This window comes from Promicromonospora sp. Marseille-Q5078 (genome assembly GCF_050315395.1).
Classification (GTDB): Bacteria; Actinomycetota; Actinomycetes; order Actinomycetales; family Cellulomonadaceae; genus Isoptericola.
Genome location: NZ_JBNPQG010000001.1, coordinates 4,372,179 through 4,393,005, shown reverse-complemented (window position 1 = coordinate 4,393,005; position 20,827 = coordinate 4,372,179). Strand labels below are relative to the sequence as shown.

Below are 20,827 nucleotides of genomic sequence, written 5' to 3'. Positions count from 1 at the left end.
CTCAGGCGTGACGGGCGGCGAACGGTGCGGACGACGGCACGCCGTCCAGGGTGTCGGCGACGACACGCCGGACGTGCTCGTCGTCGAGGATGCCGTCGGCGACGAGCACGCGGACGCGTCGCCGCAGGGGCTCGTCCACCGGCGCGGTCGTGGGGCGGTCCCACGCGAGCGCGAGCCCGACGCCGGGGTAGCCGGCGGAGCGGACGAACCACGGGTCGGCGTCGTCGTCGTGCGCGGTGACGAAGACGAGCGTGGCCGGGCCCGACGCGAACCGGGCGGTCCAGGCGAGCCACGAGGAGGTGGTGCCGTGCACGGCCTGCTCGCCGACGTCGTGCGCGGTGCGCACGTGGACGTCCGTGCAGGGTGCGACCCGCCAGAAGAAGCCGCCGTAGCCGCCACCGGCCCGGCCGTTGCTGCCCGGGCCGCCGAGCGGGACGGGGGAGCCCGTGGCGCTGCGGAGCTCGGTCGACAGGTCCAGCCACCAGCCGTCGCCCGCGGGCGACGCGTCCCAGCGCCGGCGCTCCGTGAGCAGGGGAGCGCCCGTCGGGTCGCACCAGGTGAGGACCTGGTCGGCGACGCCGCCCTCGCGGGCGTGGTGGTCGAGCCGCACGTGGCCGTGGTCGTCGCGCCAGACGTACGCGCGGTCCTCGGCGGTGAACGTGCGGCCGCCCCAGAGGTTGGTGCCGTCCACGTCCTGGATCGCCAGTCCGGCGCCGAGGTGCCACGCGTGGTCGGCGGGCAGATGGTCGGTGACGACCACGCCGTCGAGGGTGGAGACCGGGTGCAGGTACGGCCGCGGGGACAGCGTCGTCGCCACGTCGGAGCCCTCGCGCAGCTCGGCCACGGGGACGCCGCCGACGTCCAGGACGTCGAGGGCGGGCCGTGTCCGCGCCCAGGGCACGCCGAGCTCGGCGAGCGTCGCCTGCGCGGTGACCGCCCGCGCCAGGACCGCGTCGACGTCGAGCACGACGGGTCGTCGGTCGCGCCCCGTGCCGGTCCACGTCACGGCCTCCGGGGGGATCTGTCGCGGCGGGTCCGCCACCCGCACGGCCTCGAGCACGCGCATGAACGCGCCGGAGTCGGCCAGGGGGCTGAGGAGGGCGGCGCCGGTCGCGCGGTGCGCGAGCAGGTCGTCGAGCAGATGGGCGCGGCCCGCGGTGAGGGTGCGCCGTCCGTCGACGCCGTCCACCGTGACCTCGTCGGTGGTGTAGCTCAGCACGATCGTGCCGCGGGTGCCGCGCACGCGGATCACGGGGGCGGTCTGCTCCGGCGCGCACAGCGTCAGCCCGAGCGTCACGGCGAGGCCGCTCGTCGTGCGGACGCGCACGACGGAGGTGTCGTCGGCGTCGATCGCGTGCGCGTGGTACAGGTCGGCGTCCACGTCGAGCACGTCCTCGGCACGGCGGGCCCCGGCGAGCCGCAGCGCGGTGACGACGGCGTGCGCGAGCGGGTTGGTCGCCACGCCGTCCACCACGTCGACGCCGTCGAGGACCCGCTTGCCCGCCCACGGGGACCGGTCGTAGTAGCCGACGGTGCGCGACCAGGTCCCGACGGCGCCCACGGACAGCACGTCGCCGATCTCGCCGGCACCGAGGCAGTCGTCGATGAGCCCGAGGGCCTCGGACCCCAGGCTCTGGAACCCGACCTGGACGACGCGGCCGGCGTCGTGCGCGGCGCGCTCGAGCTCGACGTACTGCGCCCACGACGCGACCGGCGGCTTCTCCACGTAGACGTCCGCCCCGGCCGCGATCGCCCGCAGCGCGAGCGGAGCGTGGGTGTGCGGCGGCGTCGAGATCACCACCACGTCGGGCTCGACGCCGGCGTCCAGCAGGTCGTCGAGCGAGTCGAACCAGGGGATGCCACCGGCGCCGTCCTCGGGCGGGCGAGGGTCCGCGACACCCAGCAGCCGGGCCTGCCCCGAGCGCTCGGCGCTCCGCAGGTGCTCCAGGTGGCGGGTCGCGTAGCCGTGGCCGCCGACGAGGGCGACGCCGGGGGCGGTCACTTCAGCGAGCCTTCGACCTCGGAGATGAACTGCTCGGCCGCGTCGTCCGGGGACGTCCGCTCGAACAGCACGTCCTGCATCAGGCGGGTGAAGATGTCCCCGGTGCTGCTGGCGCCCTCGGGGGCGGGCATCCGCGCGCCCGCGGCGGACGCGGTGACCTCGTCGATCAGGTCGACCTCCTTCTGCTGCACGGTGGTGAGGCCCCCGCGCAGGTGGTCGCGCACCTCCTCGTTCGCCGGGACGCCACGGTCCGTGCCCACCGCGTCGACCACGCGCGGGTCGTTGACGAGGTAGTCGAGCAGCATCGCCGCGGCCTCGGGATGCGCGGTCTTCGAGGTGATGGCGTACTCCATCGTGGAGCCCACGCGGTTGCCGCGCGCCTCGGCCTCCCCGGGCAGGTTCGCCTCGATGACGGAGTCGCCGAGCGCGTCGGCCTTGAAGTTGCTCCAGGCGAAGGTGATCCCGGACCTGCCGGTGCCGAACAGGGACTGCTCGGGCACGGCGGTCGAGTCCTCCACGAAGATGCTGGCCTCCGGGGCGGCGCCGTTCTTCTGGGCGTCCAGCCAGAGCTGGAACCAGGCGGAGACGGTCTCGGGGCTCACCCCCACGGAGCCGTCCTCGGCGAAGATGGCCTCGCCGTGCTGGTGCGCCCAGGCGTCCAGCAGCGAGGAGTTGGCGAACGGCACCGTGCCGTACGTGCCCTTCGGGCTCTTGTCCGACAGCTGTTGCGTGACCTCGGCGAAGTCGTCCCACGTCCACGTCGAGGTGTCCGGGAGCTCCACCCCGGCCTCCTCGAAGACGGCCGGGTTGAGGAAGGCCGCCAGCGCGTTGACGCCGGACGGGACGGTGTACTGCTTGCCCTCGATCTCGCCGATCGCCAGCGTGTCCGCCGGGATCGTGGAGGTGTCGAGGTGGTCGGACACCGTCGCCAGGTCCAGCAGCGCCCCGCGGCCGGCGTACTCGCTGGGGTAGGAGCCGCCCATCGTGATGAGGTCCGGGGCGTCGCCGCCCGCGACCTGCGTCGCGAGCATGTCCCAGTAGCTGCCGAAGTCGCTGCTCTGCGTCTCGACGGTGATGTTCGGGTGGTCCTCCTCGAACCCCTCGAGCGCCTTCTTCGTGATCTGGTTACGCTCCTCGCCGCCCCACCACGCGAAGGTGATCGTCACCTCCTCGTCGGGGTCGTAGGGGGCGGCGTCGGCACCCGGCTGATCGACGGCGCAGCCTGTGGTCGCCGTCAGCACGACGAGGCCGGCCGAGGCCAGCGTGGCGGCTGTCCGGAAATTGAGTCTGTGCATGGGTCCGTACCTCCCTGTACGAGCAGCCCGTCCCGCGGTAGTTCGCGACGATCGGTGTCGGCGAGCGGGAAGGCGCTTCCCAGAGTACGAAGAGTTCGATACAGTGGTCAACTGTTGCCCCAAAAGTTGCGCGAAGTTGCGTAGCACGCCGTGGCCGAGGAGGTCCGCGAGATGAATCGTTCCATTGCCCCGATGGGGGCGCGCTCGCCCCGCGCGAGAACGGTGCCGCGCGGATGAGCGCGATCACCGAGCTCTCGAAGTTGAAGACTGGCCGGCGCCCGCTGGACCAGCGCGAGCGGAAGGCGGCGCGGCGGGACAACAAGGCGGCGCTCGTCTTCCTGCTCCCGTGGCTCCTGGGGCTGCTGGTCATCACGGCGGGCCCGATGATCGCGTCGTTCTACCTGTCGTTCACGGACTACAACCTGCTCGAGGACCCCAGCTGGGTCGGCGCGGAGAACTACCTCCGCATGCTCAGCGACGAACGCCTCCACCAGTCGCTGCGGGTGACCCTCACCTATGTCGTGGTGGGCGTGCCGCTCCAGCTCGCGGTCGCCCTCTTCATCGCGGTGGCCCTCAACCGGGGGATGCGCGGGCTGTCGTTCTACCGCTCGGTCTTCTACCTCCCGTCGCTCCTGGGCGGGTCGGTGGCGATCGCCATCCTGTGGCGGCAGATCTTCGGCACCACCGGCCTCGTCAACCAGGTGCTCGGCCTCTTCGGCATCGAGGGGATGGGCTGGATCTCCAGCCCGGACACGGCGCTCGGCACCATCATCCTGCTGCACGTGTGGACGTTCGGCTCGCCCATGATCATCTTCCTGGCCGGCCTGCGGCAGATCCCGACGATGTACTACGAGGCCGCCGCGGTCGACGGCGCCAGCAAGGCCAAGCAGTTCTGGCGCATCACGATGCCGATGCTGACGCCGATCATCTTCTTCAACATCGTGCTGCAGACGATCGGCGCGTTCCAGTCCTTCACCCAGGCCTTCATCATCTCGGGAGGGATCGGCGGACCCTCCGACTCGACCCTCTTCTACACGATGTATCTCTACAACACGGGGTTCAAGGACTTCGAGATGGGATATGCGTCGGCGATGGCGTGGCTGCTCGTCCTCATCGTCGGTGCACTGACCGCCGTCAACTTCATCGCTTCCAAGTATTGGGTCTACTACGATGACTGAGACCATTCAGCGAGAGACGGACGCGGCACCGCTCGCGCCGGAGTCCGAGCCGCTCCCCGGCCCCCGTCGCCGCACCCCGCACCGCCCTGTGCGGAGCCTGGTCAAGCACCTCGTGCTGATCATCACGGGCGCCGTGATGATCTACCCGCTCCTGTGGATGGTCGTCTCCTCCCTGCGGCCCGACGACCTGATCTTCAGCCAGCCGGGCCTGTGGCTGGGCGACGTCGACCTCTCCCACTACCCCGACGGCTGGAACGCGCTCACGCACCCGTTCGGCCGCTACATGCTCAACTCGGCGGTCGTCGTCCTCGGGTCCGTGCTCGGCACGCTCGTCTCGTGCTCCATGGCGGCGTACGCGTTCGCGCGGATGCGCTTCTCGGGCAGGACGATCCTGTTCGCGATCATGCTCATCACGATCATGCTCCCGGGGCACGTCACGCTGGTGCCGCAGTACGTGCTGTTCTCCCAGCTCGGCATGGTGAACACGTTCTGGCCGCTGGTCGGCCCGAACATGCTGGCGACCGACTCCTTCTTCATCTTCCTCATGGTGCAGTTCATCCGAGGGCTCCCCAAGGAGCTCGACGAGGCGGCACGGATCGACGGCGCGGGCCATGCGCGGATCTTCCTCCGCATCATCCTTCCGCTCATGACCCCGGCGCTCGCGACGACGGCGATCTTCACGTTCATCGGCACCTGGAACCAGTTCTTCAGCGCACTGATCTATCTCACCGACACGGACATGATGACCGTGCCGGTGGCGCTCCGGCTCTTCGTCGACTCGCAGGGCGAGAGCAACTGGGGTGCCATGTTCGCGATGTCCATCGTCTCGTTGCTGCCCGTGTTCCTGGTGTTCCTCTTCGGGCAGCGCTTCCTGATCCGCGGCATCGCCACCACGGGGATCAAGTAAGGGGCGAGGGGGTACGGGCGGGCCTGGACAGGCCTGCCCGCACCGGCGGTGAGACAGGGATCACGGGCGCCTTCGTTGCACTCAGTGCACCCAATTGCCTACGGTCGCCGGGTGGCCCCTGACACCAGCCCGGACGACGCGACCCTCGGCACGCGTGCGCGCCTCAAGGCCCGCACCCGCCGGAGCATCGTCGACGCCGCCACCGACCTCATGCACGAGACCGCCGGCATCGCCTTCTCGGTCGACGAGCTCGCCGCCCGCGCGGGCGTCTCCCGGCGCACCGTCTTCAACCACTTCGCGTCGCTCGACGACGCGGTGGCCGCGGTGGGCGCGGGGATCTTCGGCGGCGTGCGCGACGCGCTGCTCGCCGTCGACCCGCCGCCCGCGGCCCCGGGCGGCGACCCGCGTGCCGCCGTGCTCACGGACCTCGTCGGGGCGCTGCACCGCGCGGACCTCGTGGGTCCGATGGCGTCCCTCACGCGCGGGCTCGGGCTGCACGGCGTGTCCGACGACGTCTCGGAGGTGCCCGCGCACCAGGCGATGCTCCTGCTGCGGTCGTTGTCGGACGTCAGCGAGGACCTCGCCGCCGACCTCGTGCGCCGCCACCCGGGGCTGGACCGCCTCGACGTCGACCTCCTGGTCGCGCAGGCCATGAGCAGCCTCGTCGTCCTGCACCGGCACTGGTTCGCCCGGACCGGGGCGGCCACCGACGCCGCCTCCCGCAGCCTCTGGACGGACCTGCTCGACCACATCGCCCCGGGCGCCTCCGCCCACCCCTCGGAAGGACACCATGGCTGAGCTCCTCTACCGTCTCGGACGGTTCGCGTCCCGGCGCGTCAAGACCGTCGTCGCCGCCTGGGTCGCCTTGCTGGCGATCGCCGGCGTCGGGTACGCCGCCGGGGCGGGGACGCTGGCCGACACCTTCTCCATCCCCGGCACGCCCACGCAGGAGGTCACGGACCAGCTCGCGACGGCCATGCCCGAGGCCGCGGGCGGCACCGGCACGGTCGTGCTCAGCACCACCGACGGGAAGGCGTTCACCGCCGACCAGGAGAAGGCGCTCGGCGGCGTGCTGGCCGACGTCGAGACGATCGACGGGGTCGAGACCGTCGTCGACCCCTTCGACAGCGAGGCCGAGCGCCAGAAGCAGGCGGACAAGCTCGCGGACGGCGAGAAGCAGCTCGCCGACGCTCGCGACCAGATCGCGGACGGCCAGGACCAGCTCGACGCCGGCCAGGAGCAGATCGACGACGCGCGCGCCGACCTCGAGGCGGGCCAGGCCCAGCTCGACGACGCCCGCGCGCAGGCGGAGGCCGCCGGGCAGGCGGAGCTCGCGGCCCCGCAGCTCGACGCCCAGCAGGACCAGCTCGACGCGGGCAAGGCGGAGCTGGACTCGCAGCAGGACACGCTCGACGAGAAGCAGGCCGACCTCGAGGACGGCACGAAGGAGCTCGACGAGCAGGCCACCCAGCTCCAGCAGGGCAAGGACCTCCTCGACCTCTCCTCGGGCATCCAGGTCGTCTCCGACGACGGCTCCGCCGCGGTCGCCACGGTGGTCTTCTCCGACGCCCAGATGGACATCTCCCAGGAGACCAAGGACGCCGTCATCGACACGGTCGACGACGGGGTCGCGGACGTCGCCGGGGTGCACGTGGACTTCGGCTCGGACATCTCGCAGGAGACCCCGTCCGTCGTCGGGCCGGGCGAGGTCGTCGGCCTGGTCGTGGCGGCCGTCGTGCTCGTCATCATGCTCGGCACCTTCATCGGCGCCGGGCTGCCGCTGCTCACCGCCCTGATCGGCGTCGGCATCGCCGCGCTGGGTGCGCTCGCGTTCTCCGGCGTCGTGCAGATGTCGTCCGTGACGCCGGTGCTCGGGCTCATGCTCGGCCTCGCCGTGGGCATCGACTACGCGCTGTTCATCGTGAACCGGCACCGCCACCAGCTCAAGGAGGGCTACGAGGTCCGCGAGTCGGTGGCCCTCGCCAACGGCACGTCGGGCAACGCCGTCGTCTTCGCCGGGGCGACGGTGGTCATCGCGCTGCTCGCGCTCAACGTCACCGGTATCCCGTTCCTCGGGCTCATGGGCACGGTCGGCGCGGCCTCGGTCGCCGTCGCGGTGCTGGTCTCGGTGACGCTCACCCCGGCGCTGCTGTCGGCCATCGGCCCGCGGATCCTCAGCCGCAAGGAGCGGGCACGCCTGGCGCCTGCCGGCACCGCCCACGGCGAGCACGCCGCGCACGGGCACGACGCGAAGCACGCCGGCGCCCGGCCCTCGGCACCGGTGAAGCCGATGCGGACGCTCGTGGCCGTGGGCCGCGTGGTGCTCGGCATCGCCGTCCTCGGCGTCGTCGCGATCCCGGCGCTGGACCTGCGGACCAACCTCCCCGACGGGTCCTCGGCCCCCGAGGACTCCACGTCGTTCGCGGCGTACACGACGGTCGCCGACGAGTTCGGGCCGGGGGTCAACGGGCCGCTGCTCGTGGTCGCGGACCTGCCGCAGGCGGTCACCGACGACGACGAGGTCGCGACCCAGCTCGCGATCGCGGACCAGCTCGCCGCGCAGGACGACGTGGTCGCCGTCGCGCCCGCCGGGACGTCGGACGACGGCACGGTGATCGCGTTCCAGGTGGTGCCCGCGGACGGTCCGACGAGCGCGTCGACCGAGCAGCTCGTGCACACGCTGCGCGACATGTCCCCGCTCACCGTCGACGCGCAGGGGACCGGCGACGCGGCCGTGACCGGCGACGTCGAGATCGGCGTCGCGGGCGCGGCGTCGGGCAACATCGACATCTCGGAGAAGCTGTCCGACGCGCTGCCGCTCTACCTGGGCGTCGTCATCGGCCTGTCCCTGATCATCCTGATCGTCGTCTTCCGGTCGCTGCTGGTGCCCGTGATCGCCACGCTCGGGTTCGTGCTGTCGTACTTCGCCGCCCTCGGCGGCGTCGTGGCGATCTACCAGTGGGGCTGGCTGGGAGGCGTCTTCGGCGTCCACCACCCCGGGCCGATCCTCAACTTCCTGCCCACGATCCTCGTCGGCATCCTGTTCGGCCTGGCCATGGACTACATGCTGTTCCTCGGCTCCGGCATGCGGGAGGCGTACGCGCACGGCGCCCCGGCGCGGCTCGCCGTCGTCCAGGGCTTCCGGGCCGGCCGCTCCGTGGTCACCGCCGCGGCGATCATCATGATCTCGGTGTTCGGCGGCTTCGTCTTCGCCGAGGACGCGATGATCCGGTCGATCGGGTTCGCCCTCGCCTTCGGCGTGCTGGTCGACGCGTTCGTGGTGCGCATGCTCGTCGTGCCGGCGCTCATGCACCTGCTCGGCGACGCGGCGTGGTGGCTGCCGCGCTGGCTGGACCGGATCCTGCCGAACGTCGACGTCGAGGGGTCGGCGCTCGAGCGCCAGCACCCGCACGTCGACGCGACCGAGGACGCCGACACCGCCGCCGAGCACGCCGAGGACGACCAGGCCGTCGCGGCCGGCACCGTGCGATGACCAGGCCGTGGGGCCGGGCGGCGGCGCTGGCGGCCGGCGTGGCCGTCGCCGCGCTCGCCGCCCGCCCCGTGGTCCGCGCCGCTCGGCGGCAGCGCACGGCCCTCGCGGCCGCGGACCGCAGGCTCCTCGGCCCGCTCGCCCTCGTGCCGATGGTCCTGCACCGGGCGCTGCTGCCGCTGCTGCGACAGTCGCCGCCCCGGGCCGTGCGCCCGGGCGTGCGCACCGAACGACGCACCGTGCCGGGCCTCGCCGGCGGCCCGGACGTGGACGTCGAGCTGTACCACCCGGCGGCGCGGGCGGCGCCGTCCGGCGTGCTGGTGTGGGTGCACGGCGGCGGGTACGTCCTCGGGTCGGTCGCGATCGGCGACCCGTTCTGCTCGGACGTCGCCGCGGAGGCGGGCGTGCTCGTCGTCAGCGTGGACTACCGCCTCGCGCCCGAGCACCCGTTCCCCGCACCTCTCGACGACGTCGCGGCCGCGCTGGCGTGGGTGCACGCCCACGCCGACGACCTCGGGATCGACCCGGCCCGGGTGGCCGTGGGCGGCGACAGCGCGGGCGGCGGCCTCGCGGCGGCGCTGGCCCAGCGCGCCCACGACGAAGGCCTGCCCGTGGCCTTCCAGCTGCTGGTGTACCCGATGCTCGACGACCGCACCGTGCTGCGGGCGGAGCGCGACGGCGAGTGGGCCCTCGTGTGGACGCCCCCGGCCAACCGCTTCGGCTGGACGGCGTACCTCGGCCACGAGCCCGGCGAGCGGACCCCGGCGCCGTACGCGGCGCCCGCCCGCCGCGCGGACCTGAGCGGGCTGCCGCCCGCCTGGGTCGGCGTCGGAGACATCGACCTGTTCCACGCCGAGGACGTCGAGTACGCGCGCCGGCTCCGGGAGGCCGGGGTCGCCGTCGACCTGGACGTCGTGCCCGGCATGTTCCACGGGGGCGACCGGTCCGCCGCCGCCCCGGCGACGGGGTTCCGCCGCCGCGCACGGGAGGCGCTCAGGGCCGCGATCGGCTGACGGGCGCGGCTCCCGACATCGCCGCGCTGCCGCGCCCGGGGCCCGACTCAGTCGCGGGACGAGCGGGACGACCGGGCCGCCGTCACCAACTCGCGCGCGTGCACGTCGGGCAGATAGCACCGCACGAGGGCGAGGCCCACCAGCGGGAGCGTCGCGGGCTCGGTCACCACGAGGTACAGCGGCACGTTCCGCGGCTGGAACTTCATCTTGAAGCGGTGCAGCGACTCGAACCCGTACAAGGGCTCGAGCCGCTCCGCGAGGCGGTCGAGGACGGCGTCGATGCCCCCGGGGGAGGGCTCGTCGCCGTGCGCGAGCGGGCTGCCCGACAGCGAGGCCTCCAGGGCGCCCTCGTCGCGGAACGCCGTGAGGGCGGATGCGATGAGCAGCTCCATCGTGTAGCGGAACGAGTCGGGCGCGCGCCGCATGACGTCGAGGGTCCAGCCCACGACCGCGCCGCCCGGGGCGTGCACCGGCAGCCAGCTCGTCACCCCGTGCACCCGGCCGTCGCCGTCGACAGCGAGGCCCACCCGCACCTCCGGGTCGAGGGCCTCGCGGACCCCGCCGAGCGTGAAGGCCATCTCCGGCAGGTCGCTGTCGCCGAGCCACGCCTCGGAGATGGCCCGCACCTGCGCGAGGATCTCGGGCGGCTCGTCGACCAGCCGCACCAGCCGGTGCTCCATGCCCTGCTTCGCGGCCTGGTTGAGCGCCGTGCGCACGTCCTGCCACTTCTTTCCCCGGAACTCCAGCCCGGGCAGGTCGATCACGGCCTCCTGCGCCACCGGCACGAGCGTCCAGCCCCGCTCGCGCCCGATGGCGGCGACCTCCTCGCTCGCGGAGAAGAAGCACGACCCGGCGCCCGCGGCGGAGGCCGCGTCGACGAAAGCGTCCACGAGCTCCGCGCGCCCCTCGGGCCCGTCGCCCACCGGGTCCGTGAGGACGACCGCGACGCCCGCGTGCGCCTGGTACGCGACGTAGCCGCCTCCCGCCGTGGTCTCGTCCTGCGGTGCCCAGCGCTCGCTGCCGTCCCACGTCGTCATCCACGCGAGCCGCTGGCCCGCGCCGAGGCGGCGGAGCTCGGCGCGGGCGGCGTCCTGGTCCAGGTGGCTCCCGGCGGCCGGGCGGGCGTGGCGGCGGGCGCGGAACGACGACCGACGCGCGAGCAGCAGGGCCAGCGCGCCCCCGTCGAGCAGCAGCATCAGCACGTACAGCGGCAGGTCGCCGCGACCCAGGCCTGCGGCGGCGGCGAGGGCGAGCACCGCCTCGGCGAGCACGCCCAGGCCGGTGAGCACGACGGCCACGCGCCACCAGGCGCGCCGGCCGCGCAGCAGGCCCACCGCCAGCACCAGGTCGACGGTCACCGCGATGATGCCGGTCGGCCAGTCGTCCCCCGTCGTGGTGCCGAGCGGTCCGGCCGCGGGACCGGCGGCGAAGCTCGTGAGCACCACGAGCAGTGCCGAGATCGCGAAGTACCCGGCGGCCGTCGCCCGGTCCCGCTGCACGCGCCCGGCACGGGTACCGCGGCCCAGCCTCGCGCCCAGCACGGGTCGGGCGATCACGAGCCCGGCGACCCAGCCGACCAGGTGCTCGACGTCCGCGATCCCTCCCCAGGCCACGAGGGCGACCAGGACGTAGATCGCGACCAGCGCGCTCACCCGGAACCGCCACGGCGGCACGAGGCTGAGCGCCGCCACGGTCACCGCCCCGACGACGCCCGCGCTGAAGCCGACGTCGAGCACCTGGGCCAGGCGCTCCGCCCAGTTCCAGCCGGTACGGGCGAGGAGGGCGAGCCCGCCGGCCGTCCCGACGACGCCGACGAGCTGGCAGGTGACGGCCGCGACGACCGCACGCCGGGTGCCGAGCCGATGCTCCGTCCAGCCGACGAGGAGGAGGAAGACCCCGGCGACGGGGAGGTACTCCCACGGCTCCAGGGCGAAGAGCGAGCCCGTGACGGGCGTCCACCAGCGGCCCTCGGCGAACGCCGGGGCGCCGAACGCGACGTTCTCGAACCACGGGTGGTCCTCGAACGGGGACCACAGCGCTCCCGTCACGACGCCGAGGACGAGCATCGCCCCGACGACGCCCAGCGTGAACGGGACGTGGCGCGCCGTCCGGAGCAGCCACGGGGTCGTGCTCGGGGCGTCCGGGAGAGACGCCGCTGGTGTGCTGGTGGTGTCGGGCACGTCGCTCCTCACGTCGGGTGGGTGCATCATCCCGTGGGCTGCGGCCCGGCGCGCGTCGTCCGCCCGGGGGCGCCGGCTGGTCGTGCTGGCCGGGCGGGGGGAAGTTCCGGGAGGATCAGGGCGTGGGTGACACGGGGACCGGCCGACGCCGGCTGAGGTGGGGCGTGGGGATCGCCGGCGCCGTGGTGGTGCTGCTCGCGGTGTCGGCCGTCCTGGTGTGGACCGGGGTGCTGTGGCCGAACCGGCTCACGGCGGAGCGGTACGCCGTGCGCGGCGTCGACGTGTCCGCCTACCAGGGGGAGATCGACTGGCCGCAGCTCGCGGCCCAGGACCTCGACTTCGCGTTCGTCAAGGCCACCGAGGGCTCCAGCCACGAGGACGAGCAGTTCGCCGCGAGCTGGGACGCCGCCCGGGAGACCGACCTGCTGGTGGGCGCGTACCACTTCCTCAGCTTCGAGAGCCCGGGCGCCGACCAGGCGGCCCACATGATCGACGTCGTGCCCGCCGAGAGCGGCACGCTGCCGCCCGTCGTGGACGTCGAGTACTACGGGGAGTTCGCCGCGAGCCCCCCGACCGTCGACGAGCTGCGCGGGATCCTCGACCCGATGCTCGACGCGCTCGAGGAGCACTACGGCGTGCCGCCGATCCTCTACACGACGCAGCAGATCCGCGCCGACTACCTGGGCGACGACTACGACCGGTACCCGCTGTGGATCCGGTCCGTGACCACGAGCCCCGACCTGCCGCGCCGCGACTGGGAGTTCTGGCAGTACTCCGACCGGGACACGCTGCCGGGGTACGAGGGCGCCGAGGAGCACATCGACATGAACGTCTTCGACGGCACCCTCGACGACCTCCGTGCGCTGACCCAGCCGTAGTCTCGTCACCCCGCGGACGATCGCCCGGGGCATACTGCGTCCATGACCGACTGGAACCAGCAGATCATCGACGAGTTCCGCACCCACGGCGGGACCGTCACGACGATGGGGTTCGGGCGCAGGCTGGTGCTGGTGCACCACCGGGGCGCGAAGACGGGGACCGAGCGGGTGGCGCCCCTCGCCTCGATCCGCGACGACGAGAAGACGTGGCTGATCGCGGCGTCCGCCGGCGGCGCCGACGCGAACCCGGCGTGGTACCACAACCTGCTCGCCCACCCCGAGGTGAGCATCGAGACCCCCGACGACGGCGTCGTCGAGGTCCGCGCGGAGGAGCTCCAGGACGAGGACCGCGACGCGGCGTGGGACCGGTTCAAGGCCATGTCCGAGGGGTTCGCGGGGTACGAGAAGAAGACGTCGCGCGTCATCCCGGTGCTCCGCCTGACCCGCCGCTGACGGCAGGATCCTCGTCCAAGGGCGCTCATCTGTGACGAGGGTGATGCTCGTTTGCTACGTTGGTGCTTCCCGCACCCGACGGAGCAAGGACGCACCATGACCGCACTCAGCGCCGAGACCGTGGACACCCTCGCCGGCGGCGACCTGCCGCTCGCGGTGCCCTCCTACGACCGCACCCGCCTGCGCGCCGGCATCGTGCACCTCGGCGTCGGCGGGTTCCACCGTGCCCACCAGGCGATGTACCTCGACCGGCTGATGAGCTCCGGCGAGGCGCTCGACTGGGCCGTCTGCGGCGTCGGGGTGCTGCCCCACGACGCCCGCATGCGCGACGCGCTCACGTCGCAGGACGGGCTGTACACGCTGGTGCTCAAGCACCCGGACGGCACGCTGGAGGGGCGGGTGATCGGGTCGATCGTCGAGTTCCTGCTCGCCCCCGACGATCCGGAGGCGGTCGTGGAGAAGATGGCGTCGCCGGAGATCCGGATCGTGTCGCTGACCGTCACCGAGGGCGGCTACAACGTCAACCCGGTGACCGGCGAGTTCGACGCCGCCGACCCGGCCGTGCGGGCCGACCTCGAGCCGGGCGCGGTCCCCGCGACCACGTTCGGGCTGGTCACCGAGGCGCTGCGCCGCCGCCGCGACCGCGGGATCGCGCCGTTCACCGTGCAGAGCTGCGACAACATCCAGGGCAACGGCGACGTCGCGCACCGCATGTTCTCGGCGTTCGCGCGCCTGAAGGACCCGGAGCTGGCGGCCTGGATCGAGGAGCACGTGCCGTTCCCCAACTCGATGGTGGACCGCATCACCCCGGTCACCACCGACGACGACCGCGCCATGGTGGCCGAGCGGTTCGGCGTCGACGACGCGTGGCCGGTCGTCGCGGAGCCGTTCACGCAGTGGGTGGTCGAGGACCGGTTCGCCGACGGCCGCCCGCCCTACGAGCAGGTCGGCGCGCAGCTCGTGGACGACGTCGAGCCATACGAGCTGATGAAGCTGCGCCTGCTCAACGCCAGCCACCAGGCCCTGTGCTACCTCGGCTACCTGGCGGGCTACCGCCACGCGCACGAGGTGTGCGCCGACGAGACGTTCGTGCGCTTCCTGCGCGACTACATGGCGCGCGAGGGCGCCCCGACGCTGCTGCCCGTGCCCGGCGTGGACCTCGAGGAGTACCAGGCCACCCTCATCGAGCGGTTCGCGAACCCGCACGTGCGCGACACGCTCGCCCGGCTGTGCGCCGAGTCGTCCGACCGCATCCCGAAGTGGCTGCTGCCGGTCGTGCGCGCGAACCTCGAAAGCGGGGGAGAGATCCACAGGTCGGCCGCCGTCGTGGCGGCGTGGGCCCGCTACGACGAGGCCGTCGACGAGGAGGGCGAGCCCATCGACATCGTCGACCGCCTCGCGGACCGGCTGAAGGCCGCCGCGGCGCGGAACCGCGACGAGCCGCTCGCGTTCGTGCGCGACGAGGAGCTCTTCGGCGACCTGGCGTCCGAGCCGCGGTTCGTGGAGGCGTACACCGCGGCCCTCGACTCCCTGCACACGCTCGGCGCGCGGGCCACGGTGGAGAACCTCGTCGCTGGTTGAGCCCTTTCGCTGGTTGAGCCTGTCGAGACCACCTCACCGGGTTCGTCGGTCGAGCCTGTCGAGACCACGTCACCGGGTTCGTCGGTCGAGCCTGTCGAGACCACCTCACCGGGTTTCGACAGGCTCAACCAGCGGGGCGGGTTTCGACAGGCTCAACCAGCGGGGCGGGTTTCGACAGGCTCAACCAGCGGGGCGGGTTTCGACAGGCTCAACCAGCGTTGCGGGCGGCGGCCTCGCGCACGGCCCGCGCCTCGGCGACGGCGTCGCGCCGCTTGCCCGCCTTCTTGTCGCTGGCCTTGGTGTCGCGCGGCGGGAGCTGGAGGTCCTCCTCGGCAGGAAGGCCGTCGTTGAGCTCGCGGGTGCGCTCCACCTCGGCGTCCAGCTCGGCGCCGAACAGCAGCACGAGGTTGACGATCCACAGCCACAGCAGCATCACGATGAAGGTGGCGAGGATGCCGTAGGAGCCGTAGTTGGACAGGCCGCTGCCGACGTACAGGCCGAACGCGGCGGAGGCGATGCCCGCGACCACGATCGCGACGACCGCGCCGACGCTCACCCAGCGGAACCGGGGGCGCTTCACGTTGGGCGTGAAGTGGAAGAGCATCGCCACCGCGACCACCACGAGCAGCAGCGCGACCGGCCACTTCGCGATGCTCCACACGGTGAGGGCCACGTCCCCGAGCCCGACGGCCTCGCCCACCGACCGGGCGATCGGGCCGGAGAGCACGAGGCTCGCGACCACCAGGGCGGCGATGACGACCACGACGAGCGTGACGGCGAACAGCGCCGGGCGGAGCTTCCAGATCGGGCGCCCCTCCTCGACGTCGTAGATCCGGTTCATCGCCCGGCCGAAGGCCCCCACGTACCCGGAGGCGGACCACAGCGCCAGCACCAGCCCGAGGACGAGGGCGAGCCCGGCGCCGGTGTTGCCGACGGCGTTCTCGACGAGCGGCTCGACGATCTTGAGCATGTCCTCCGGGAGGAACTCCGCGACGGTGCTCATCACGGAGTCGAGGGCCTTCTCGGCGTCCCCCACGAACCCGAGCAGGGACACGAGCGCCAGCAGCGCCGGCGCGGAGGCCAGCACGGCGTAGTAGGTGAGCGCGGCCGCGAGGTCGGTGCACTGGTCGGCGCCGAACTCGCGGAACGTGCCCTTGAGCGCGCGGCCCCACGACGGCGGCGGCGCGTCGGAGGGCGCCCGCGGCGTGTCGGGGACGTCGGTGTCGGGGGCGGGGTCCGGCCCCGTGCGCTGCTCGCCGGTCTCGGTCATGGAGCCTCCTCGGTCACCCCCCAGGGTCGGCCGGGGGCGTGGTCCCCGCAACGCGGAGCGGGCCCGCGGCGACGTCCCGGCCCTGGTCGGAGGGTCAGTCCGCGGCGGTCTGGAGCAGGCGTTCCATCTCGACGGCGGCCGCCTCGTCGCACACGAGGACGGTCGCGACGCCGCCCAGCACGGCGCCCCGCAGCCCGGCCCCCGCCTGGGCGCCGTAGCCCACCGCGACCACCTCGGGGGTGCGCACCAGCTGGCCCAGGCTGACGCCGACCACGCGGGCGTCGAGCGGCGTCACCACGCGCCGGCCCTCGGCGTCGAAGAGCCGGCCGGAGCACTCCGCGACCGCGCCGCCGGCGGCGGCCGCCCGCCGTTCGTCGCCCGTGACCTGCGGGTACACGGTGGAGCCGGTGTCCGTCCAGGCGCCGACGGCGACCACCGCCAGGTCGAGCGCGTCGGCCCGGTCCAGCGCGGCCGCGATCTCCGGCTGCCGCCGCATGCCGGCGGCGGTGGCCGGGTCGCCCACCAGGAGCGGCGACCAGACGGGCCACGTGCGCACGCCCGTCATGGCGCGGAACGTCTGGATCAGGGAGAGCGAGTCGCCGGAGCCGCTCACGGGCAGGGCGCCGACGAGCTGCACGACGTCGCACGGCGGCAGCGTGCCGAGATGGTGCACGGCCGCCTCGATGGTGCGCGACCAGGAGATGCCGATCGTCGACCCGGCGCGGGCGCGCTCCCCGAGCACCGTGGCGAGCGCCTGCGCGACCGCCGCCCGTCCGGCCTCGAGCCCGGACCCCGACGGCACCACGACGACCTGCTCCGCGCCGAGGCGCTCGGCGAGCCGCGCCGCGCGGTCGCCGTCCAGGTGCGCGGGCGGCGAGATCTCGATCCGCACGACGCCGGACTCCCGCGCCTCGGTGAGCAGGCGCGCCACCTGGAACCGCGAGATGGCGTGCTGCTGGGCGATCTCCACCTTGGAGCGGCCGTCGAGGTAGTAGTCGCGGCTCACCTCCACCAGGAGCCGTGCGTGCTCGGCGTCGGTCACGGAACCACCCTCGTTCTTGAGCCTGTCGGGACCTGATCGCTGGTTGAGCCTGTCGGGACCTGATCGCTGGGTGAGCCTGTCGAAACCCGGTCCGTGGTCTCGACACGCTCGACCGACGTGTGAGCGCCAAGCCCTTGCTCGTCTGAGCATAACGAACTACTGTCCTGACAGATGAGCGCGGCGCCGCATCTCATCTGTGCGCGCCGAGGCCCGTCGACAGGCCACCGATCGAACCGACCAGCGACGTGAGGACGACGATGTTCCGACCACGAACCCGGCGCCGGTCCCGGAGCGGGACCCGGCTCGCCGCCGCGGCGAGCGCCGCCGTCCTCGGGCTCTCCCTGGCCGCCTGTGCGGGGGCGGGCGCCGTCGGCGGGGGAGACGGCGAGCAGATCGTCGTCGCGATCGTCTCGAACCCGCAGATGCAGGACGCGATCTCCCTGCAGGACGAGTTCCGCGCCGAGCACCCCGGCATCGACGTGCGCTTCGTGTCGCTCCCGGAGAACGAGGCCCGCGCCAAGATCACCGCGTCCGTCGCCACCGGCGGCGGGGAGTTCGACGTCGTGATGATCTCCAACTACGAGACGCCGATGTGGGCCGAGAACGGGTGGATCGAGGACCTGCAGCCGTACGCCGACGCCACGGAGGGGTACGACCCGGACGACTTCGTGCCCAGCGTGCGCGAGGCCCTGTCGGTGGACGGCGACCTCTACTCGGTGCCGTTCTACGGCGAGTCCTCCTTCCTGGCCTACCGCAAGGACCTGTTCGAGCAGGCCGGACTCACCATGCCGGACCGCCCCACCTGGGAGGACGTGCAGAGGCTGGCCGCCGAGCTGAACGACCCGGCCGAGGACTTCGCGGGGATCTGCCTGCGCGGCCTGGCGGGCTGGGGCGAGGTGATGGCCCCGATGAGCACGGTGATGAACACCTTCGGCGGGCAGTGGTTCGACGAGGACTGGAACGCCCGGCTCGACTCGCCCGAGGTGCGCGAGGCCGTCCAGACCTACGTCGACACGGTGCAGCAGTACGGGCAGCCCGGCGCCGCGACGTCGGGCTTCGGCGACTGCCTCACCCGGTTCGCGCAGGGCCAGGCGGCCATGTGGTACGACGCGACGTCGATGGTCTCCTCCATCGAGGATCCCGCGTCGTCGACCGTCGCGGGCAAGACCGGCTACGTGCCGGCGCCGGTGAGCGAGACCGACGCGGCGGGCTGGCTGTACTCCTGGTCGCTGGCGATCCCGTCCACGAGCGAGCACAAGGACGCCGCCTGGGACTTCGTCTCCTGGATGACCGACAAGGACTACATCACGCTGGTCGGCGAGAAGCTGTCGTGGGAGCGGGTGCCGCCCGGCAGCCGGCTGTCCACCTACGAGATCCCGGAGTACGCGGAGGTCTCCGAGGCGTACGCCGACGCCACCCTCACCGCGATGGGCGAGGCCACCCAGGACGAGACGATGGTGCAGCCCGTGCCGTACCCGGGCATCCAGTTCGTCGGCATCCCGGAGTTCCAGGACCTCGGCACCCGCGTGGGCCAGCAGATGTCCGCCGCGATCGCCGGCCAGAAGTCCGTGGCCGACGCCCTCGAGCAGTCCCAGCGCTACGCCGACACCGTCGCGGAGACCTACCGCGAGCAGCAGGACGCCCGGGCCGACGCGCCCGCCGGAGGCACCCGGACCGGAGGCAAGCCATGACCGCCGTCACCGCGCAGGCGGGGAACCTCCGCCGCGCCCAGGCCCAGCGCGCCGCCCGCGCGGACAAGCACGCCTACCCGCGCGCCGAGCGCTGGCGCCGGCGGGGGCCGCTGCTGCCCGCGCTGATCTTCACGATCGTCGTCACGCAGATCCCGTTCCTCGTGACGATCTGGTACTCGCTGCACTCGCGGAACCTGCTGCGGCCGGAGTCCGACATCTTCGTCGGGCTGTCCAACTACGCGGACATCGCGCGCGACTCGGTGTTCCGGCAGACGGCGTGGAACTCCGTCGTCATCACGCTCGGGTGCGTGATCGTCGCGATGCTGCTGGGCATCGTGCTCGCGATCCTGCTCGACCGGCCGTTCCGCGGCCGCGGGGTGGCCCGCACGCTGCTCATCACGCCGTTCCTGATCATGCCGGTGGCCACGTCCGTGCTGTGGTCGATGGCGATGCTCAACCCCACGTACGGCCTGTTCAACTGGACGCTCGGGCTGGTGGGCATCGACCCGGTCGACTGGACCTCGACGTACCCGATCGTCGCGATCCTCATGGCCCTCGTGTGGCAGTGGACGCCGTTCATGATGCTGCTCGTGCTCGCCGGGCTCCAGGCCCAGCCGAAGGACGTGCTCGAGGCGGCCGCGATGGACGGCGCCGGGTGGTGGCGCACCTTCGGGTCGATCACGATGCCGCAGCTGCGCCGGTACATCGAGCTGGGCGTGCTGCTCGGGATCATCTACGTGGTGAACACGTTCGACCAGATCTACCTCATGACCGCCGGCGGCCCCGGGACGGCGAGCGCCAACCTGCCGTTCTACATCTACCAGCGCGCCTTCCTCGGCTTCGACGTCGGGCAGGCCGCGGCGATGGGCGTCGTCGTCGTCATCGCCACGATCATCGTCGCCTCCGCCGCCCTGCGGCTCATCTTCCGCAGCTTCGACGTGAAGGAGTGAGCAGGTCATGAGCTCTGCCACCGCCACCACCGCCCCGCCCGCCGGCGCCCCCGCGACCCGGTCCGCGCCCGCCCGCCAGGCCCCGCCGCGGCCGGGTCACCGGCTGACTGCTCACCACGCTGACCTGGATCCTCGCGCTCGGGTTCTTCTTCCCCGTCCTGTGGATGGCGATGACGGCCTTCAAGCAGGAGAACCAGGCGTCGTCGGACCCGCCTACGTGGTTCTTCAGCCCGACGCTCGACCAGTTCCGCGCGGTGGTCGGTGAGTCCGGCACGTACGTCGCGAACTCGGCGATCGCCACCGGCGTCTCGACGATCCTCGTGCTGCTGCTCGGCATCCCGGCCGCGTACGCGCTGTCGATCCGGCCGGTGGAGAAGGTCAGCGACGTGCTGTTCTTCTTCATCTCCACGAAGATGCTGCCGGTCGTGGCGGTCATCGTGCCGATCTACGTCATCGCCGGGCAGCTCAAGGTGCTCGACAACATCTGGACCCTCGTCGTCCTGTACACGGCGATGAACCTGCCGATCGCGGTGTGGATGATGCGGTCGTTCTTCCAGGAGATCCCGGCCGAGGTGCTCGAGGCCGCGGCCGTCGACGGCGCGGGGCTGATGAAGACGCTGCGCTCCGTGCTCATCCCGATGGTGGCGCCCGGCATCGCCGCGACGGCGCTGATCTGCGTGATCTTCGCGTGGAACGAGTTCTTCTTCGCGCTCAACCTCACGGCGTCGCGCGCCGCCACCGTGCCGATCTTCATCGTCTCGACGATGACGAGCGAGGGGCTGTTCCTCGCGCGGCTGTGCGCGGCGGCCCTGCTCGCGTCGCTGCCGGTGATCCTGGCCGGGTGGATCGCGCAGAAGCAGCTCGTGCGCGGCCTGTCGATGGGCGCGATCAAGTAGC

At 72.7% G+C, this 20,827-nt stretch carries 16 protein-coding genes; 11 read left to right on the top strand and 5 right to left on the bottom strand.

Going from position 1 to position 20,827, the window contains the following annotated elements; translation table 11 throughout:
• Position 1: 1 nt before the first annotated feature.
• Entirely contained in the window at positions 2–2,002 is a 2,001-nt protein-coding gene (locus tag ACQFYA_RS20180) for a DUF6807 family protein (protein ID WP_499127160.1), read from the bottom strand.
• Entirely contained in the window at positions 1,999–3,297 is a 1,299-nt protein-coding gene (locus ACQFYA_RS20175) for an ABC transporter substrate-binding protein (protein WP_499127157.1), read from the bottom strand. The genes ACQFYA_RS20180 and ACQFYA_RS20175 overlap by 4 nt, the downstream gene beginning before the upstream one ends.
• Before the next feature lie 233 nt (positions 3,298–3,530).
• On the opposite strand from ACQFYA_RS20175, the gene ACQFYA_RS20170 reads away from it, so the two are divergent.
• The 5 genes from ACQFYA_RS20170 (at position 3,531) to ACQFYA_RS20150 (ending at position 9,885) form a co-directional block, all read left to right on the top strand.
• Positions 3,531–4,475, top strand: coding sequence for a carbohydrate ABC transporter permease (locus ACQFYA_RS20170; protein WP_499127154.1), 945 nt, complete (start codon positions 3,531–3,533; stop codon positions 4,473–4,475).
• A gap of 136 nt (positions 4,476–4,611) precedes the next feature.
• Positions 4,612–5,382 carry a carbohydrate ABC transporter permease gene (locus ACQFYA_RS20165; RefSeq protein WP_499127632.1) on the top strand — a complete coding sequence of 257 codons (771 nt, stop codon included), beginning with the start codon at positions 4,612–4,614 and terminating at the stop codon, positions 5,380–5,382.
• A 111-nt stretch (positions 5,383–5,493) separates the two neighbouring features.
• Positions 5,494–6,180 carry a TetR/AcrR family transcriptional regulator gene (locus ACQFYA_RS20160; RefSeq protein WP_499127151.1) on the top strand — a complete coding sequence of 229 codons (687 nt, stop codon included), beginning with the start codon at positions 5,494–5,496 and terminating at the stop codon, positions 6,178–6,180.
• Complete coding sequence (locus tag ACQFYA_RS20155) at positions 6,173–8,875, top strand: MMPL family transporter (protein WP_499127148.1); 2,703 nt, start codon at positions 6,173–6,175, stop codon at positions 8,873–8,875. Before ACQFYA_RS20160 ends, ACQFYA_RS20155 begins: the two co-directional genes overlap by 8 nt.
• Entirely contained in the window at positions 8,872–9,885 is a 1,014-nt protein-coding gene (locus tag ACQFYA_RS20150; protein WP_499127145.1) for an alpha/beta hydrolase, read from the top strand. The genes ACQFYA_RS20155 and ACQFYA_RS20150 overlap by 4 nt, the downstream gene beginning before the upstream one ends.
• A gap of 47 nt (positions 9,886–9,932) precedes the next feature.
• Here the strand turns inward: ACQFYA_RS20150 and ACQFYA_RS20145 are convergent, their stop codons facing one another.
• Entirely contained in the window at positions 9,933–12,065 is a 2,133-nt protein-coding gene (locus ACQFYA_RS20145; RefSeq protein ID WP_499127142.1) for a bifunctional lysylphosphatidylglycerol flippase/synthetase MprF, read from the bottom strand.
• Between the two features lie 122 nt (positions 12,066–12,187).
• Between ACQFYA_RS20145 and ACQFYA_RS20140 the strand changes: the two genes are divergently transcribed.
• From ACQFYA_RS20140 to ACQFYA_RS20130, 3 genes are all read left to right on the top strand, one after another.
• Entirely contained in the window at positions 12,188–12,943 is a 756-nt protein-coding gene (locus tag ACQFYA_RS20140; RefSeq protein ID WP_499127140.1) for a GH25 family lysozyme, read from the top strand.
• Between the two features lie 42 nt (positions 12,944–12,985).
• On the top strand, positions 12,986–13,396 hold the full coding sequence (locus ACQFYA_RS20135; RefSeq protein ID WP_499127137.1) for a nitroreductase/quinone reductase family protein: 411 nt from the start codon (positions 12,986–12,988) through the stop codon (positions 13,394–13,396).
• Between the two features lie 96 nt (positions 13,397–13,492).
• Positions 13,493–14,977 carry a mannitol dehydrogenase family protein gene (locus ACQFYA_RS20130; protein ID WP_499127134.1) on the top strand — a complete coding sequence of 495 codons (1,485 nt, stop codon included), beginning with the start codon at positions 13,493–13,495 and terminating at the stop codon, positions 14,975–14,977.
• A gap of 208 nt (positions 14,978–15,185) precedes the next feature.
• On the opposite strand, the gene ACQFYA_RS20125 is transcribed toward ACQFYA_RS20130, so the two are convergent.
• The gene (locus ACQFYA_RS20125; protein ID WP_499127132.1) at positions 15,186–16,247 is read right to left on the bottom strand and encodes a YihY/virulence factor BrkB family protein; all 1,062 of its coding nucleotides are present in this window, start codon (positions 16,245–16,247) and stop codon (positions 15,186–15,188) included.
• A gap of 94 nt (positions 16,248–16,341) precedes the next feature.
• Positions 16,342–17,289, bottom strand: a complete 948-nt coding sequence (locus ACQFYA_RS20120) for a sugar-binding transcriptional regulator (RefSeq protein ID WP_499127130.1) — start codon at positions 17,287–17,289, stop codon at positions 16,342–16,344.
• A 257-nt stretch (positions 17,290–17,546) separates the two neighbouring features.
• Between ACQFYA_RS20120 and ACQFYA_RS20115 the strand changes: the two genes are divergently transcribed.
• From ACQFYA_RS20115 to ACQFYA_RS20105, 3 genes are all read left to right on the top strand, one after another.
• On the top strand, positions 17,547–18,980 hold the full coding sequence (locus ACQFYA_RS20115) for an ABC transporter substrate-binding protein (RefSeq protein ID WP_499127129.1): 1,434 nt from the start codon (positions 17,547–17,549) through the stop codon (positions 18,978–18,980).
• Positions 18,977–19,930, top strand: a complete 954-nt coding sequence (locus ACQFYA_RS20110; RefSeq protein ID WP_499127127.1) for a carbohydrate ABC transporter permease — start codon at positions 18,977–18,979, stop codon at positions 19,928–19,930. The genes ACQFYA_RS20115 and ACQFYA_RS20110 overlap by 4 nt, the downstream gene beginning before the upstream one ends.
• A gap of 164 nt (positions 19,931–20,094) precedes the next feature.
• Complete coding sequence (locus ACQFYA_RS20105) at positions 20,095–20,826, top strand: carbohydrate ABC transporter permease (protein ID WP_499127125.1); 732 nt, start codon at positions 20,095–20,097, stop codon at positions 20,824–20,826.
• Position 20,827: the final 1 nt, after the last annotated feature.